The organism is Ruegeria atlantica, assembly GCF_013032505.1.
Lineage (GTDB): Bacteria > Pseudomonadota > Alphaproteobacteria > Rhodobacterales > Rhodobacteraceae > Ruegeria > Ruegeria atlantica_F.
Genome location: NZ_WQCG01000003.1, coordinates 453,159 through 467,869 on the forward strand (window position 1 = coordinate 453,159; position 14,711 = coordinate 467,869).

At 56.8% G+C, this 14,711-nt stretch carries 15 protein-coding genes; 7 read left to right on the forward strand and 8 right to left on the reverse strand.

Annotated features, from left to right (window positions below; all coding sequences use genetic code 11):
* Window position 1 precedes the first annotated feature (1 nt).
* Together GOW92_RS13900 and GOW92_RS13905 are read right to left on the reverse strand one after the other, a co-directional pair.
* On the reverse strand, window positions 2-1,714 hold the full coding sequence (locus GOW92_RS13900) for a sensor histidine kinase (protein ID WP_170561190.1): 1,713 nt from the start codon (window positions 1,712-1,714) through the stop codon (window positions 2-4).
* A gap of 32 nt (window positions 1,715-1,746) precedes the next feature.
* Window positions 1,747-2,451 carry a response regulator transcription factor gene (locus tag GOW92_RS13905; RefSeq protein ID WP_170561191.1) on the reverse strand — a complete coding sequence of 235 codons (705 nt, stop codon included), beginning with the start codon at window positions 2,449-2,451 and terminating at the stop codon, window positions 1,747-1,749.
* Between the two features lie 348 nt (window positions 2,452-2,799).
* On the opposite strand from GOW92_RS13905, the gene GOW92_RS13910 reads away from it, so the two are divergent.
* The 3 genes from GOW92_RS13910 to GOW92_RS13920 all read left to right on the forward strand — a co-directional run bounded on the left by GOW92_RS13910 (window position 2,800) and on the right by GOW92_RS13920 (window position 5,635).
* Window positions 2,800-4,398 (forward strand): phosphoenolpyruvate carboxykinase, encoded by a 1,599-nt coding sequence (locus tag GOW92_RS13910; RefSeq protein WP_170561192.1) that lies wholly within the window; start codon window positions 2,800-2,802, stop codon window positions 4,396-4,398.
* 370 nt (window positions 4,399-4,768) lie between these two features.
* The gene (locus tag GOW92_RS13915) at window positions 4,769-5,059 is read left to right on the forward strand and encodes a hypothetical protein (RefSeq protein ID WP_058273655.1); all 291 of its coding nucleotides are present in this window, start codon (window positions 4,769-4,771) and stop codon (window positions 5,057-5,059) included.
* A gap of 33 nt (window positions 5,060-5,092) precedes the next feature.
* Window positions 5,093-5,635 carry a hypothetical protein gene (locus tag GOW92_RS13920; protein ID WP_368040284.1) on the forward strand — a complete coding sequence of 181 codons (543 nt, stop codon included), beginning with the start codon at window positions 5,093-5,095 and terminating at the stop codon, window positions 5,633-5,635.
* Here GOW92_RS13920 and GOW92_RS13925 read toward each other — a convergent pair.
* On the reverse strand, window positions 5,632-6,396 hold the full coding sequence (locus GOW92_RS13925; protein WP_170561193.1) for a sulfite exporter TauE/SafE family protein: 765 nt from the start codon (window positions 6,394-6,396) through the stop codon (window positions 5,632-5,634). The two genes, GOW92_RS13920 and GOW92_RS13925, sit on opposite strands and share 4 nt — an antisense overlap.
* A 145-nt stretch (window positions 6,397-6,541) precedes the next feature.
* On the opposite strand from GOW92_RS13925, the gene GOW92_RS13930 reads away from it, so the two are divergent.
* The 3 genes from GOW92_RS13930 (at window position 6,542) to GOW92_RS13940 (ending at window position 9,446) form a co-directional block, all read left to right on the forward strand.
* Window positions 6,542-8,233 carry an acyl-CoA dehydrogenase family protein gene (locus tag GOW92_RS13930; protein WP_170561194.1) on the forward strand — a complete coding sequence of 564 codons (1,692 nt, stop codon included), beginning with the start codon at window positions 6,542-6,544 and terminating at the stop codon, window positions 8,231-8,233.
* Between the two features lie 216 nt (window positions 8,234-8,449).
* Entirely contained in the window at window positions 8,450-9,004 is a 555-nt protein-coding gene (locus GOW92_RS13935) for a hypothetical protein (protein ID WP_170561195.1), read from the forward strand.
* 49 nt (window positions 9,005-9,053) lie between these two features.
* Complete coding sequence (locus GOW92_RS13940; RefSeq protein WP_170561196.1) at window positions 9,054-9,446, forward strand: META domain-containing protein; 393 nt, start codon at window positions 9,054-9,056, stop codon at window positions 9,444-9,446.
* Here the strand turns inward: GOW92_RS13940 and recO are convergent.
* From recO to era, 4 genes are all read right to left on the reverse strand, one after another.
* Complete coding sequence (gene recO, locus GOW92_RS13945; RefSeq protein WP_170561197.1) at window positions 9,430-10,155, reverse strand: DNA repair protein RecO; 726 nt, start codon at window positions 10,153-10,155, stop codon at window positions 9,430-9,432. The genes GOW92_RS13940 and recO overlap by 17 nt on opposite strands.
* A gap of 79 nt (window positions 10,156-10,234) precedes the next feature.
* On the reverse strand, window positions 10,235-11,134 hold the full coding sequence (locus GOW92_RS13950; protein WP_170561198.1) for a hypothetical protein: 900 nt from the start codon (window positions 11,132-11,134) through the stop codon (window positions 10,235-10,237).
* 271 nt (window positions 11,135-11,405) lie between these two features.
* Window positions 11,406-11,735, reverse strand: coding sequence for a DUF1491 family protein (locus GOW92_RS13955; protein WP_170561199.1), 330 nt, complete (start codon window positions 11,733-11,735; stop codon window positions 11,406-11,408).
* A complete protein-coding gene (era, locus tag GOW92_RS13960) occupies window positions 11,732-12,640 on the reverse strand; it encodes a GTPase Era (RefSeq protein WP_170418990.1) in 909 nt (302 codons plus the stop codon). The genes GOW92_RS13955 and era overlap by 4 nt, the downstream gene beginning before the upstream one ends.
* 157 nt (window positions 12,641-12,797) lie before the next feature.
* Here era and GOW92_RS13965 point away from each other — a divergent pair, with 157 nt between their 5' ends.
* Window positions 12,798-14,174, forward strand: coding sequence for a multicopper oxidase family protein (locus GOW92_RS13965; protein WP_170561200.1), 1,377 nt, complete (start codon window positions 12,798-12,800; stop codon window positions 14,172-14,174).
* A gap of 30 nt (window positions 14,175-14,204) precedes the next feature.
* Here GOW92_RS13965 and GOW92_RS13970 read toward each other — a convergent pair whose 3' ends face one another.
* Window positions 14,205-14,681, reverse strand: coding sequence for a hypothetical protein (locus GOW92_RS13970; RefSeq protein ID WP_170561201.1), 477 nt, complete (start codon window positions 14,679-14,681; stop codon window positions 14,205-14,207).
* Window positions 14,682-14,711: the final 30 nt, after the last annotated feature.

Here is a 14,711-nt window from a genome sequence, read left to right on the forward strand (position 1 = left end):
TTTACACGGGCAACCCGACAACAAAGCGCGCGCCCAGTGGGTCCGAAGTAACATCAGCGTCGGTCGGCCGGATGTTTTCGGCCCAGATCACACCGCCGTGCGCTTCGACAATCTGTTTTGAGATTGCCAACCCTAGGCCGGAGTTGTTTCCAAAGTGTTCAGCAGGGCGCTGCGAATAAAACCTTTTGAAGACTTTGGTCAGCGCCTGTTCCGGAATACCTGGGCCTGTGTCTTCGACCACAACCAGCACCCGGTTTTCGCGCCGCCGCACCCAAACGCGGATCGCGTCGCCGTCTTCGCAGAACGAAATGGCGTTGGTGATCAGATTGACAAAGACCTGCGCCAGTCGCGCCTCCAGCCCGTTTATTACGATTGGGTTGGACGGCAGGTCGGTTACATAGTCGATCCCCTTGGCCCGCGCATCTTCACCCAGGTACTGGCTGATATTGCCGACCAACTTCAACAGATCGAATGGCTGTTCTTCTTCCTTGACCAGTTCAGCATCCAGACGGGACGCGTTCGAAATATCACTGACCAAACGGTCCAGACGGCGAACGTCATGTTCGATTACACCCATCAGTTTCTCGCGCTGGTCCTCCCGCTTGACCATTCGCAACGTTCCCACGGCAGACTGAAGGCTTGCCAGAGGGTTCTTTATCTCGTGCGCGACGTCAGCGGCGAATTGTTCGTTCGCGTCAATTCGGTTGTAGAGCGCCGTTACCATGCCCCGCAACGCACGACTGAGCAGACCGATTTCGTCGGGACGCGCGGTCAGGTCGGGAATACGGATGCGGCCAGGGTTCACCCCGGCACCCCGGTCCTTGCCCAGTTCGGCGGCCGCAGCAAGATCGGCCAGCGGATTTGCGATTGTTGAGGCAAGAACAAGGCTAAGTCCGATCGACACAAGAAGCGCGACGATAAACATCTGCAGGATGCGTTCCTGCGCCCGTCGGGCGAGGGCGTCAATCTCACCGGAGGGGCCGGCCATGGCGACGGCCCCTACGGCGACACCATCCTGCAGGATCGGGGCGGCTGCTACGATTACCGTCTCGCCAAAGTCATCCTTAACGGCTTCCACCTGCATCTGTCCCTGCAACGCGCCGGGAACAATTGCCTGAACCCGCTGCGCCAGCGTAGGTGCTTCAGAAGATTCAGATCCGGTAAACACGCGTGACAGGCCTGTCCAAACAGCGTTCAAGGCGTCACTGATCAGGGTACTGCCAGTTTGAATCTCGGATTCGGAAGCCAACAGGGCCGCCTGCTCGGATGCCGCGCCGCGCGCCCATCCAATCAGAGTGCCCCGCGCGTCGTAGACAAAGACCTCGCCGCCTTCGGGCAGAGTGAGACCCTCCAGCGTGTCTTTCACATCCAGCACAGTGGCATCCTGCGTCAAGCCAGATGCCGTCTGGCGCAGTTGTGCTTCGAACACATTACTGACCAGCTGCGCGTCCCCGATCAGGTTGCGCGCCGTCTGTTGAACCTGTTCATCACGGGAATCGTCGAGATACAGCAATCCAGCGACCAAGGTCACCAAAGCGATCAGGTTGAGGGTGATGATCTTGCGCGCCAGCGGCGAGCCGCGCATTGCAAAGAGGCCGCGGCGGCGGCGCGCACCCCGAAACTCGGCCGACTCGGGATCCTGCGGGATGACCCAATCATCCCCCAGAACGACATCACCGTCCCGCAATTCGCTGGCTTGTTCCGTATCGCGCACGAGACCCGGTTACCCCTAGTATTTGGCCACGCCTATTCTTCGTTGTACCTGTAGCCAATTCCATACAGTGTTTCGATAGCCGAAAACTCAGGATCGGCAGCGCGCATTTTCTTGCGCAGTCGCTTGATATGGCTGTCGATCGTTCGATCATCCACATAGACCTGATCATCATAGGCCACATCCATCAGCTGATCGCGACTTTTGACAAAGCCCGGTCGCTGAGCCAACGCTTGCAACAACAGAAACTCGGTTACGGTCAAAGAAACGTCCGAGCCCTTCCAACTGACCGCATGGCGCAGGGGATCCATCCGCAGATCACCGCGCTCCATTACTTTGGCGTCACCCGTGTTGGCGGTTGTCACATCGCCAGTTGTCGCCTCTTGCCGGCGCAGCAGCGCGCGGATGCGTTCGACCAGAAGACGCTGAGAGAAAGGCTTTTTGACGTAGTCGTCCGCGCCCATGCGCAGGCCGAGGACCTCATCAATCTCGTCATCCTTGGATGTAAGGAAAATCACTGGCATTTGGGTTTTTTGCCGCAAGCGTTGCAACAGGTCCATCCCGTCCATCCGCGGCATCTTGATATCCAGAACAGCCATATCGGGCAGCTTTTTGTTGAAAGCGTCCAGCGCTGCCTGTCCATCATTATAAGTCTCGACCTCGAACCCTTCGGCTTCAAGTGTCATGGAAACGGACGTCAGAATATTCCTGTCGTCGTCCACCAATGCAATCTTCGACATCGGGTTAACCCCTATTCCTGCTCACTCACGCAATATTTCTCTTATTAGTAAGGCATCTTTGTCGTTTTTATGGCCCCGAATCAATCCGTATCTGCGAATCGTGCGATTGTTGTCACACAGATGCGGCAAAAAAGCCGTTAATGCGCGCAGAAAAGTGCCTTGTTTTCCTACAGGAAATTAGTGGTGGCGCTAAACTTTGACTTGGTTGCGCTAACTGCGCCAAACCGTCCTGTTCATGCCCCAAACGACCATGTTAAGACCCGCCTATCCGCCGGGTTTTCCCGGTATACTGCCCCAAGAGCGCATCCCGGCCCATTCGCCGACGCGCCGCCACAGGAGAAGAAACGCATGACATCTGGACGGGTTAACCCGCAATTCCGCCTCGAAGATCAGGGCATCGAGGGTCTGGGAAATGTCTATTACAACTTCATGGAACCGGCGCTGATCGAAGAAGCGCTGAAGCGCGGCGAGGGCACCCTTGGCAATGGCGGAGCTTTTCTGGTCACCACCGGCAAATTCACCGGCCGTTCGCCCAAGGACAAGCACGTCGTCAAAACCGACAGCGTCGTTGACACCATCTGGTGGGAAAACAACGCCGTGATGACCCCCGAGGGGTTTGACGCGCTCTACGTTGACATGCTCGAGCACATGAAGGGCCGCGATTATTTCGTCCAAGATCTCGTTGGTGGTGCCGATCCGGCCTATTCGATCAACGTGCGCATGGTCACCGAACTGGCCTGGCACAATCTGTTCATCCGGCACCTGCTGCGTCGTCCCGATCGCGAAGATCTGGAAGAGTTCGTTGCGGACTTTACCGTCATCAACTGCCCCAGCTTCCAGGCCGACCCGGCCAAGCATGGTTGTCGCAGCGAGACGGTGATTGCGCTGAACTTCGACCGCAAGCTGATCCTGATCGGTGGCACGGAATACGCAGGTGAGAACAAGAAGTCCGTCTTCACCCTTCTGAACTACATGCTGCCGGAAAAAGGCGTGATGCCGATGCACTGCTCGGCCAACCACGCTGTTGGCAACCCGGTGGATACTGCGGTGTTCTTCGGCTTGTCCGGCACCGGCAAGACCACCTTGTCGGCGGACCCGTCGCGTACGCTGATCGGGGATGACGAACACGGTTGGTCGGATCGCGGCACTTTCAACTTCGAAGGCGGTTGCTATGCCAAGACCATCAACCTCAACGCGGAAGCCGAGCCGGAAATCTATGCGACAACCAGCAAATTCGGCACCGTGATCGAGAACATGGTCTTCGACCCCGAAACCAAGGAACTGGATTTCGAGGATGACTCGCTGACCGCGAACATGCGCTGCGCTTATCCGCTGGAGTATATATCGAACGCCTCGAGCAGCGCGCTGGGTGGGCATCCCAAGAACATCATCATGCTGACTTGTGACGCATTTGGTGTTCTGCCTCCGATCGCGCGACTGACACCGGCACAAGCGATGTATCACTTCCTGTCTGGCTTCACGTCGAAAGTCGCAGGAACCGAGCGTGGCGTAACCGAGCCTCAGCCCACGTTCTCGACCTGCTTTGGCGCGCCGTTCATGCCGCGTCGCCCAGAAGAGTACGGCAATCTGCTGCGCGACAAGATCGCTCAACACGGTGCAACTTGTTGGCTGGTGAACACCGGCTGGACCGGCGGCGCTTATGGCGTTGGCAGCCGGATGCCGATCCGCGCAACCCGCGCACTGCTGACCGCGGCGCTGGAAGGTTCGTTGCGCGACGCCGAGTTCCGCAAGGATGCGAATTTCGGCTTTGACGTCCCGGTCTCCGTTCCCGGCGTTGCCGAAGTTCTGCTGGACCCGCGCCGCACTTGGGATGATCAGGCGGCATTTGACAAGCAGGCTGAAAAACTGGTGCAGATGTTTGCCGAGAATTTCGAGCAGTATTTGCCCTTTATTGACGATGACATCAAAGCCGTCGCAATCGGTTGATATCAAAAGGGGGCGGTTTTCGCCCCCTTCCTCCTCCCACAGACGAGTAACTGCGCGGTAATCTTCTTGTGGTTGTATAATGCACCTTGCATATACAAATTCATTGCCCGCTGCAGCAGATTGCAGTACTCCACTGTGTCATTATGACGTAAAAGCCCGGCGCTTTCGCACCGGGCAGGAAGTAAAAAGACCTTGGGGACACTCAATGAGCGCGCACTCACATTCGCGATTTGAGCAACCTAATCAGATATCTAGTGTAATCCATCGGGGATGGGTGTCAACATGAGACGTGCTGAAAAAATTCAGTTTCAGCGAGTTTCTAACTTTCGCTTTAGCGCGAAAGGCGACAGGGAAAACGACAGGTAAACAAATGACGGAAATCTCGAAACTGACCGAACTTCGCAAATTGATGCAAAGTATGGAACGGACGCTTGGGCTGGAACAACTCTCTCCGGTTGAGCGTGACATTTACTACGCGGCTGAAGAATTGTCTAAAGCCGATCAGGAAGTCCGTACGTTCGGTTTGATCGAGCATACCCTTGTTCAAAGCGTCTCGCGCCCGACATTTTTCCGTGCGCTGAAATCGCTGGTCCAAAAAGGTTATCTGTCCCAAAGCGGCAACGCCAACCGGGGGCGGTATATCGTACATGCGCCCAGGTGATGCCCCCAACCTGCGCGTCGATGGCTAAACCGCGTGCGCAGATGGGCCTCTGATACCTTCATCGCCTCATTGGCTTACGTAGTTGCATCTTTCCTCACGTTCGAGGTTTTGATGCCGCTGCAAAACGTGTTCTTTCCGGAATATCCAAGCCGGGCAAGCCTGTTATTCCTGCCCCATGGGGTTAGGGTTCTGGCGGCGTGGCTGCTGGGATGGCGTGCAATCTTCGCGCTGTTGCCAGGTGTCTTTGCCGTATTCGCGTTTCTAGGGGGAATGGATGTCTTTTTGCCCAGCAGATTGTTGGCGATCATCATAGCGGTCACAACTGTCCCGGCAGTGTTCTACATAATAAAGTGGGCCGGCTGGGACTTGTTTCCAAGATCTGATCGCAAACCCTGTTGGTTATGCGTCATGGGTGTAGGCGTGATTACGTCGGTTTTGGCATCGGCCATGACAAATATGAGCTTTGGCAGTTCAGGAATAGAGTATGTTGCCTATCTGATCGGCGATATCTCGGGTCTGTTTTTCCTGATGTTGGGGCTCTACTTCGCGTTTCGATTTATGGATCGCAGGGTTTAGCCCATCAGACCGCGGCGCAGCAGATTCAATCCGGCGGCCAGCAGAACAATCAACGTCACTTTACGGAACAGCGCCTGATCGATCCTCGACTGCAACTGCAGTCCCACCCACATCCCGGCCACCGCCGGAGGAATCAGCGCAGCCGAAAACGGCGCAGTATCGGCCCGCAAGATACCCGACCCCAGATGGGCAACCACGAGGGCAATCGCGCCCAGCCCATAGATGACCCCCTGCACACGCATTTGCGCCGCCTTGGGTGTGTTTAAAGCCGTCAGGTACGCCACCGTCGGCGGGCCCCAGATACCAGACATTCCGCCGACAAATCCCGCGACAGCCCCTATCAGAGCCTCAATTCGGGCCGATGGCTCTTTCAGAACCAATTTCACACCCAGAACCTGGATCAGAGCAAAGAACGTGACCGGAACGCCAATCATCAACAAGAAGGTCGTGGTCGGCACCAATGTTACAAGCTTGGCACCGGCCAAAAGGAACACCAGGCCCACAATCAGAAAAATGCGGAATTGTTTAATCGAAGTCACCGCCGCGGAAACGCCCTGGCCCAACGCCTGAAATACATTGGTAACAAGCGTCGGAAGGATGAGGCCTGCAATGGCCAGCTCGGGCGGCAAAAAGACACTCAACCCGGAAACCATAACCATCGGCATGGCAAATCCGACAATACCTTTGACCCACCCTGCCAAAAACGCAACGCTCAGAGCCAGCAGAAGATCCTGCGGGGACAGTAAGGAAAACAATGTCATGGCCCCGTGATATCATCCCTGACGAGCGCTGCACTGCAAAAATGCGCAAGTAATATTAGAACTTTTTCGTAACGTAATACGTATTTTTGTTGCGCTGCACGTGCAGCATGGTATGACCAGACGACACGGAAAAAGGACACGATTCATGGCCCATGACGGACAGGATATGACCCAGATGACGACACCTGCGATTTTGCCCGATCTTCTGACGCTGACCCGTGCGGCTGCACCCGCCGTTGAGACAGTTTTCGAGCTTGCCCGCGAGTCGGTTCGCGGCATGGTTTCCGCTGATGGCCGGGTATCTGGTGCTTTGATCGAAGCCAATCAAACAGCCGCTCACGGCCTGTCGTGGCTGGCGACATATTCACAGTCGCTGAAACAGATGCAACGCTGGGCCGAAGCGCTGGAGGCCGATGGCAAGTTCGGTGAGATCGAACAATTGCTGCACCAGATCGCATTTGGCGAATACCTGCATCAGGTCGCAGGCGGCATTCCGATGAACCAGAGCGAACTCGTGCGTCTTCAGGACATGGGATTGGGTTGGGACGCCCTATCCGGCTTTCAAATCCCCGAAATTCAAACGCTGATGGCGCAGGCCAATTCTCAGGCAGCCCGCACACGGCTGGTGGCTCTGATGGAAGATCAGGCCGGCGCCACTATGTTCGGCGCCTCAGGCCTGGATGAAGAACTCGAGATGATCCGCGACCAGTTCCGCCGCTATGCGGTCGAAAAGGTCGAACCCTATGCCCATGAATGGCACCTCAAAGACGAGCTGATCCCGATGGAAGTCATCGAGGAACTGGCCGAAATGGGTGTCTTTGGCCTGACCATCCCCGAAGAGTTCGGTGGGTTCGGCTTGTCCAAAGCCTCGATGTGCGTGGTCTCAGAAGAATTGTCGCGTGGTTACATTGGCGTAGGCTCACTGGGCACTCGGTCCGAGATCGCGGCCGAGCTGATCATCGCGGGCGGCACCGATGAACAAAAGGCCAACTGGCTGCCAAAGCTTGCCAGCGCCGAGATTCTGCCAACCGCGGTCTTCACCGAACCCAATACCGGTTCGGACCTTGGCAGCCTGCGTACGCGCGCGGTCAAAAACGCGGAAGGTGATTATGAGATCACCGGCAATAAGACATGGATCACCCACGCGGCGCGGACCCATGTGATGACCCTGCTGGCTCGGACCAACCCGGACACCACCGATCACCGCGGCTTGTCCATGTTCCTTGCGGAAAAGACGCCCGGTACAGACGAGACCCCGTTCCCTACCCCCGGCATGACCGGCGGCGAGATCGAAGTCCTTGGCTATCGCGGTATGAAAGAATACGAACTTGGTTTTGACGGGTTCAAAGTCAAAGGCGAGAACCTGTTGGGCGGCGAAGAAGGCAAAGGCTTTAAACAGCTGATGGAAACCTTCGAAAGCGCACGCATCCAAACCGCTGCCCGCGCCATTGGGGTCGCCCAAAGCGCGCTGGATATCGCGATGCAATACGCGCAGGACCGTAAGCAATTTGGCAAGTCACTGATCAACTTCCCGCGCGTGTCCGGCAAGCTGGCCATGATGGCGGTCGAGATCATGATCGCCCGTCAGCTGACCTATTTCTCGGCATGGGAAAAAGATCACGGTCACCGCTGCGACCTTGAGGCCGGTATGGCCAAGCTGCTGGGCGCTCGTGTCGCCTGGGCTGCGGCGGATAATGGTCTGCAAATTCACGGCGGCAACGGTTTCGCGCTGGAATACAAGATCAGCCGCGTTCTGTGTGACGCGCGCATTCTAAACATTTTTGAGGGGGCTGCCGAAATTCAGGCACAGGTCATTGCTCGGCGTCTGCTGGGCTGACCGGAATTAGGTATCCCGTTTCCCCAACTAGACCCGGCCTTGTGCCGGGTCATTTTCTTTGCTCAACGCCCTGGCTTCAAATACATGACGTTCGATCTGTGACCAGAAAGAGACCCTTTCTGTGTCCTGTACAAAAAACTTCCCCCTTTGCTTTTGGCGGAAACCCCTTTAGGGCACGCTGCGACCCAGACCGGGCCGAAGGATGGTGAAGATAGAATGACCCGACTATTTTTTGCGCTTTGGGCGATGATCGCAGCCCTGATACTAGGCGGTTGCGCCGCAACCCACCCTGTGGCGGGCCAGAGCGAGACAGACGAACTTGCGCTGGCGATCGAAGATCTTGGACCGCAAGTCGATCCGGCCGAAGCGCAAAAGGCCGCCAGCATCGCTTACTCCTACTCACAGCAACTGAAGCGGGATTGGAACGTCACCGACCCGGCGATCATCCATAACACCAAGGTCATCAACGGATTTCGGGAAAAGGGTTTGTGCAACGACTGGGCGCAGGCCATGACCCGCCGCTTGCAACAGGAAAACTTCCGCACTCTGGACGTGCACTGGGCTACGTCGCCCCCAACCGCTTTTCGGATCATCCACCATTCTGCCGCTATCAGCGCCAAAGGAGACACGATGAAAGATGGCATCATCCTTGATCCATGGCGCAACAGCGGTGCTCTGTTTTGGGATCAGGTATCTGAGGATACCAGATACAACTGGAGGCCACGCCTGGAAGTTCGCGACGAACTGATCAGTGGTGAGATCCCCTACTAATCTGGCCTCTCCGGTTCCCTCAGCGCCAACAAGACAGTAAGACACCCGTATGATGCGCCTGATCCTAACACTGCCCTTGATTGGCCTGTTTCAATGCGACAGGGACGAATCTATTGCCGCCTATGGCGCCGCGGACAAGACTTGGGTGCTGCAGGAAATTGACGGACAGCCTTTCGAGTCCAGTGCCATGCTGCGGTTCCCTGAAGAGGGCAAGATCGCCGGCAACGCCCCATGCAATAGCTATAGCGGCATCCTGAATGCACCCTACCCATGGTTTGAGATTATGGATCTGACCGCAACACGCTCAGCCTGCGCCGGACTTGAGGCCGAAGGATTCTATTTCGCCGCGTTGATTGCGATGACACAGTCCGAAGTCTCCGGCGACGTGCTGATCCTACGCAATGACGACGGGCACGAGATGGTCTTCAAAGCCGCCGAGTGAACTGATCCACAAACCTTGCCCGCGCCTCGGGCAAGGGGTTGTGGCCCAAGGATGGGGCAAGGTGGTGTTCCAAAAAGTAACCGGTGGTTTTTAACCCTGCGGCAATCTCGCCGTCCGGTGCCAAGCCTTCACCGCGCAAACACGGCGGCAGAGGCAACAGCTTATCCGCCCATTCCCCGGCTCCAGCGGCGCTGACGGCTCGACCGGTCTTTGGTGAGACATAAATCAACCCTTCGCTAGCCCCTGTAACCACACAGGTCGACAGGTCCAGACCAAAACCCAATTCTTCAAGTAACGCCAATTCCCAGCGCAAGTATGCCAGCGGCCAGATATCGTCCTGCCCCAGCAGATCCATAAGCTGTTCCGTCTGTTTATAGATGCTCGGGTGTGGCTCACGTTCAGGCAGACAAAACGACATGAGCGCAACCACGGCGTTCAGGCCGGCCAGCGCCATCCGCCCGGAAAACGCCGCTGCAGCGCGTGAACGAAGGGGTTCAACCTGGAATGTGCCAATATGCTCTTGCAACCGGGCGCGCCAAAGAACATCCAGTTGTGCGCCGGGTTGCAGGATCGGGGCGATCTTCCGACTGGTCCCTCCGCGCACGACGCCGGCATGCCGACCGTGGTCTTCGGTGAACACCTCGATAATCGCCGCGGTTTCGCCGTGGCGTCTGGTGGTCAGAAGGATGCCGTGATCGCGCCAGTCCAAATCAGGCTCCTCTCATCCACAGCTCGCCCTTTCAATGCAACAAATCGCAAGGCGTGCGCATCCGCAAGAACCTTTGGACCTAGAAACGAGCCCGAAAGGCCACCCCAACCAGCGGCGCTGTTTCATAGCTCTGACGGCTAAGTTCCGTACCGTTCGCATCATCCAGCGTAAGACGGCCATCTAATTCGGCACCCGCGAATACGTTCAGCGAAACGCCGGGGTTGGGGTTGTAGCCAAAGGAAACCACAACTGGAATGCTTTTGTCCTCGCCTATTCCGCTCGGGGCCAACCCATCCCCATCAAGCCGGAACCGAACACGCTCGGACCTGGCAGACAGGCCGAGGGTCATTGTGTCGTTCAGCGCATAGTTAAGTGTCAGCCCCGGCCCCTGCGTTGCACCAATCCCCGAACCCGTATTCAGATTCCATCGATCATTGATATCCCAATCCACCAGAAGCGCCGGAAAGAAATCGACATCATCATCTTCAAGCTGAGAAAACGCCCCGAAGGCGGGGCCGATGGTCAGGTTCTCGCTTAACTTCCAAGCGATACCGGCGAAAACGCCATAGGTCCTGCCGTCCGATGCATCAGCGCCGCTTTGATAATCCCATCGGATCTGCGGTGATAAAAACACGCTGGCCGTGTTGCCGACACGAAATCGTACCGGGGCCGAGATTCTGATATCGCGGATATCCTCCCACGGCTGGTTGTTCGCCTGGCTGAAGTTGTAGTCGAAACGGCCGATGCTTGCCGAAAGCCCAACCGAGGTTCCACCATCCAGATTATACATAGCGGTAGTTCGCAAAAACGCCCGGCTGGCCGAGAACTCTCCGCCGTCACTTAGGTCCGCATCACTTTGGTAGGCTGCCAACCCGTCTATTTGATATACCCACCCTAACCTTTGTTGCGCAAAAGCGGGCGACGCTGTCACGCCCAAAACAAGGCACATTGAACAGCAGGTCAGAGCAAAGGTTTTCATCGTTTTTCAACTCGATAGGGCCATGTACGCATTCTCAGATAGCATTTTGTTGGACTGGATCAAACGGATGCAGTGAATGGAATTGCAGCGTGTGACAATGAAATCGAAGCCAGAGTCTCTGCGTCGGCAGTTTGCTGAACTCCGAAGCGCCGACAATCGTACAATCTCAAACAAGCCGTATATTGTTTTCCGCCAAAACCTATGAATTTGACTAGGTCTCACCCAACACCGGCGCGCTTGACGCGACAGTCAAAACCGATGGCTGTGAGAGCTATTCCAACCCCTCTTCCCCCAATAAATGGCGCCTTTGCCGATCTTCAACTTCGATCACCCAAAGGTCGGGGTCAAAACTGCGTTGCCGGGTGATGGCATCGTCTACATCTGCCTCTGCACCGGATGAGAGTTCGACCCATTTGCGCTCACCGCTCATCAGATCAAAGCTACGCTGAAATGCAACAGCTTGCCCGTCCAGCGTGTTTAGTTTGACCAAAACAGCGCCCGCCGTGTCATCACCATGCGACACGACAAAAGCCGGGATTTCCTGGAAACGAAGTCGCGCCAGATAGGCGTGCACCCAGAAGTCGGCCGTCAGGCGAGTCATGCGTTGCCGTCTTTGAAGTCCAGCCCCATTTCCGAGTAACGCTCGGACTCTTCCAGCCAGTTCGGGCGGACCTTGACCTGCAGGAACAGGTGGATTTTGCGATCCAGGAATTCTTCCAGTTCGGCCCGGGCCGCCTGACTGACAGCTTTGATCGTCTCGCCACGTTTGCCCAGCACGATGCCCTTGTGACCGTCGCGCATGACATAGATGACCTGATCAATCTTGGCGGAACCGTCTTTGCGCTCTTCCCAGTTTTCGGTCTCGACCGTCAGCTGATAGGGCAGTTCCTGGTGCAGGCGCAGGGTCAGTTTCTCGCGCGTCATTTCAGCGGCGATCATGCGCAGGGGCAAATCTGCAATCTGATCTTCGGGATACAACCACGGGCCTTCGGGCAATTCTGACGCCAGCCATTTGCGCAGATCGTCAACGCCATAGCCCTTTTCAGCGGAAATCATGAAGGTTTCGGAAAACGGATAGCGTGCGTTCAGGTCACTTGTCAGGGCCAGCAGCACCTCAGATTGGACCTTGTCGATCTTGTTGATCGCCAGCGCAATCTTTCTTCCCTGCCCAATCTCTTCCAGACCCTCAAGGATGCGCTCCACCCCTTCGGTGATGCCACGATGCGCCTCGACCATCAGCACAACAACATCCGCATCTGCTGCCCCGCCCCAGGCCGCTGCAACCATGGCGCGGTCCAGACGGCGGCGAGGTTTGAACAGACCCGGAGTGTCCACAAAGACCAGTTGTGCATCGCCTTCCATCGCCACGCCGCGAATACGGGCGCGGGTGGTTTGCACCTTATGCGTCACGATCGAGACCTTGGCCCCGACCATGCGGTTCAGAAGGGTGGATTTGCCTGCATTGGGCTCTCCGATCAGGGCGATAAATCCGGCGCGTGTGGTCATGTGTCTGGCGATCCTGTTTGCAAGTGCGCACCCCTATAGCAGAAAGCCCCGGCGGGCCAGAGGGATTTGTCGCATTGCGGCCATGCAAAATCGGTGGCACGCCTCATCCAAGCCGCGCCAAATCCAGCCAGGCAACCATCGGAAAATGAGGCAAGACATGAAACGTCGCGAGTTTCTTTTGGGCAGCGGGGCCACTGCCGGCGCGCTGGGTCTGGGCGGTTTCGGGTTGGCGCAGGGGACGCCGGAGTTAACCATTCAACCGGCAAGCTTTGCCCTGCGAGATACGGTGACGACCGGGATGGTTAGCCTGTCCCCGAACGCGCCGCCACCGGTCTTGTACGGCAAACAGGGCGAATTGATGCAACTGCCAGTGCGCAATACGCTCTCTGAGTATACCGCAATGCACTGGCATGGGATGCGGATCGCCAACAATATGGACGGGGTCCCGTACCTGACCCAGATGCCAATGGGCGAAGGTGAGATCTTCAACTACGAGTTCACGCCTCCGGATGCAGGCACCTATTGGTATCATCCGCATTGTATGACGATGGAGCAGATGGCCCACGGCCTGACGGGCGTTATGGTGATTGCCGAACCCGAAAACCCCGGTTTTGACAGCGAACAAGTGATCAACCTGCGTGATTTCCGGCTGGACGATGATGGTGTGTTTCTGCCGGCTTTTACTCAACGAGGCGCAGCACGGGCCGGAACGTTCGGCAACGTCCACACCGCCAATTGGATACAAGGTCCTGTCTACGATCACACTGCGGGCAGCCTTGTGCGATTGCGAGTGGTGAATACGGACACAACGCGCATCTACAAATTACATCTTGAGGGTGGCGATGCGCGGATCATCGCGTGGGATGGCCATCCGCTTGAGATCAGCATTCCAATGCCCAGCGCAGATGAGCCACTTCTGTTGGGACCAGGTCAGCGCGTGGATTTTGCAGTTGCAATGCCGGGCGACGAAGGGCGCAGCGTCGCCCTTATGGCAAAACTGCCGGGTCAGCCACACAGACCCATGGCGCAGCTGCGCGCGATAGGATCATCGGCGGCACGAGGCCTGCAAGAATTGCGCCCCCTGCCTTTAAACCCGGTCTCCAAACCCGATCTTACCAACGCCGAACTGCACGAGTTTGTTTTTGGTTGGACCCCCGAAGGAGGTCAGCCCAACAATGGATTCTGCGGCTCGCTGGGGTATAACTTCTGGTCGATCAACCGCAAGCCATGGCCCGGTGACGCGGCACAGGGTGTCGGTCCGCTCGCAACACTGGAAATGGGCAAAACCTATGTGCTGCGACTGCGAAATGAATCCCCCAACCTGCACCCGATCCACCTGCACGGGCTGGCCTTTGTCCCGTTACGGTCGAACCTGCGACAACTGCCGCCCCTGCTGACCGACACCATGCTGCTGCTGAAGGACGAGGTGGCCGAGATCGCGCTTGTCGCCGATAACCCGGGCGACTGGGCGTTTCACTGTCATGTCATCGAGCACCAGAAGACAGGGCTGACAGGATTTATCCGGGTGGTATGAGGGGCGCACAAGGCGCCCCCCCTCTTTGGCTCAGCCGTTCTGGCGCTCAATCAGCCGCAGGACGGCAACCATAACGATCCCGTAAAGAACATGCCCGATCAGTGCGACCCAAGTGATCGCCGAGAAGTTCAGGAAGGTCGGCAGACCGGACAAGGTCGTGATACCGCCCAAAGCAAAAACCCAGAGACCAAATCCGTAAATAGCCGAGGCCACAAACATATGAACGGAGCCAAGTACCTTAACCCAGACCGGTTTGAAGATAAGAAACCACCCCAGCGGATAGGCAATCAGGCCCACAAGATAGAAGTGCACGAAAAAGCCCAAAAACGCATTGCTGGGCAGGCCGAGACTGGACAACAGGCTCTGAGCCAGCCCTTCCGGTGAAAGATTGGCCCAGCCGATGCCGGGGCTGACAGCCTGCCCCCAGAAATCGAAGGCGATCGTGGCGATAAAACCGGCGATGAACAAAAAGCCGATATTCACGGTAGTCAGTTTTGCGTTTTGCATGGAAATGCCTCAACTCATTGTATCCATTTC

Excerpts from the sequence above, each read along its gene's own strand:
- GOW92_RS13905 (WP_170561191.1), bottom strand. The coding sequence starts at position 2,451 with ATGTCGAAGATTGCATTGGTGGACGACGACAGGAATATTCTGACGTCC.
- GOW92_RS13910 (WP_170561192.1), top strand. The coding sequence starts at position 2,800 with ATGACATCTGGACGGGTTAACCCGCAATTCCGCCTCGAAGATCAGGGC.
- GOW92_RS13915 (WP_058273655.1), top strand. The coding sequence starts at position 4,769 with ATGACGGAAATCTCGAAACTGACCGAACTTCGCAAATTGATGCAAAGT.
- GOW92_RS13925 (WP_170561193.1), bottom strand. The coding sequence starts at position 6,396 with ATGACATTGTTTTCCTTACTGTCCCCGCAGGATCTTCTGCTGGCTCTG.
- GOW92_RS13930 (WP_170561194.1), top strand. The coding sequence starts at position 6,542 with ATGGCCCATGACGGACAGGATATGACCCAGATGACGACACCTGCGATT.
- GOW92_RS13935 (WP_170561195.1), top strand. The coding sequence starts at position 8,450 with ATGACCCGACTATTTTTTGCGCTTTGGGCGATGATCGCAGCCCTGATA.
- GOW92_RS13940 (WP_170561196.1), top strand. The coding sequence starts at position 9,054 with ATGATGCGCCTGATCCTAACACTGCCCTTGATTGGCCTGTTTCAATGC.
- GOW92_RS13950 (WP_170561198.1), bottom strand. The coding sequence starts at position 11,134 with ATGAAAACCTTTGCTCTGACCTGCTGTTCAATGTGCCTTGTTTTGGGC.
- GOW92_RS13955 (WP_170561199.1), bottom strand. The coding sequence starts at position 11,735 with ATGACTCGCCTGACGGCCGACTTCTGGGTGCACGCCTATCTGGCGCGA.
- era (WP_170418990.1), bottom strand. The coding sequence starts at position 12,640 with ATGACCACACGCGCCGGATTTATCGCCCTGATCGGAGAGCCCAATGCA.
- GOW92_RS13965 (WP_170561200.1), top strand. The coding sequence starts at position 12,798 with ATGAAACGTCGCGAGTTTCTTTTGGGCAGCGGGGCCACTGCCGGCGCG.
- GOW92_RS13970 (WP_170561201.1), bottom strand. The coding sequence starts at position 14,681 with ATGCAAAACGCAAAACTGACTACCGTGAATATCGGCTTTTTGTTCATC.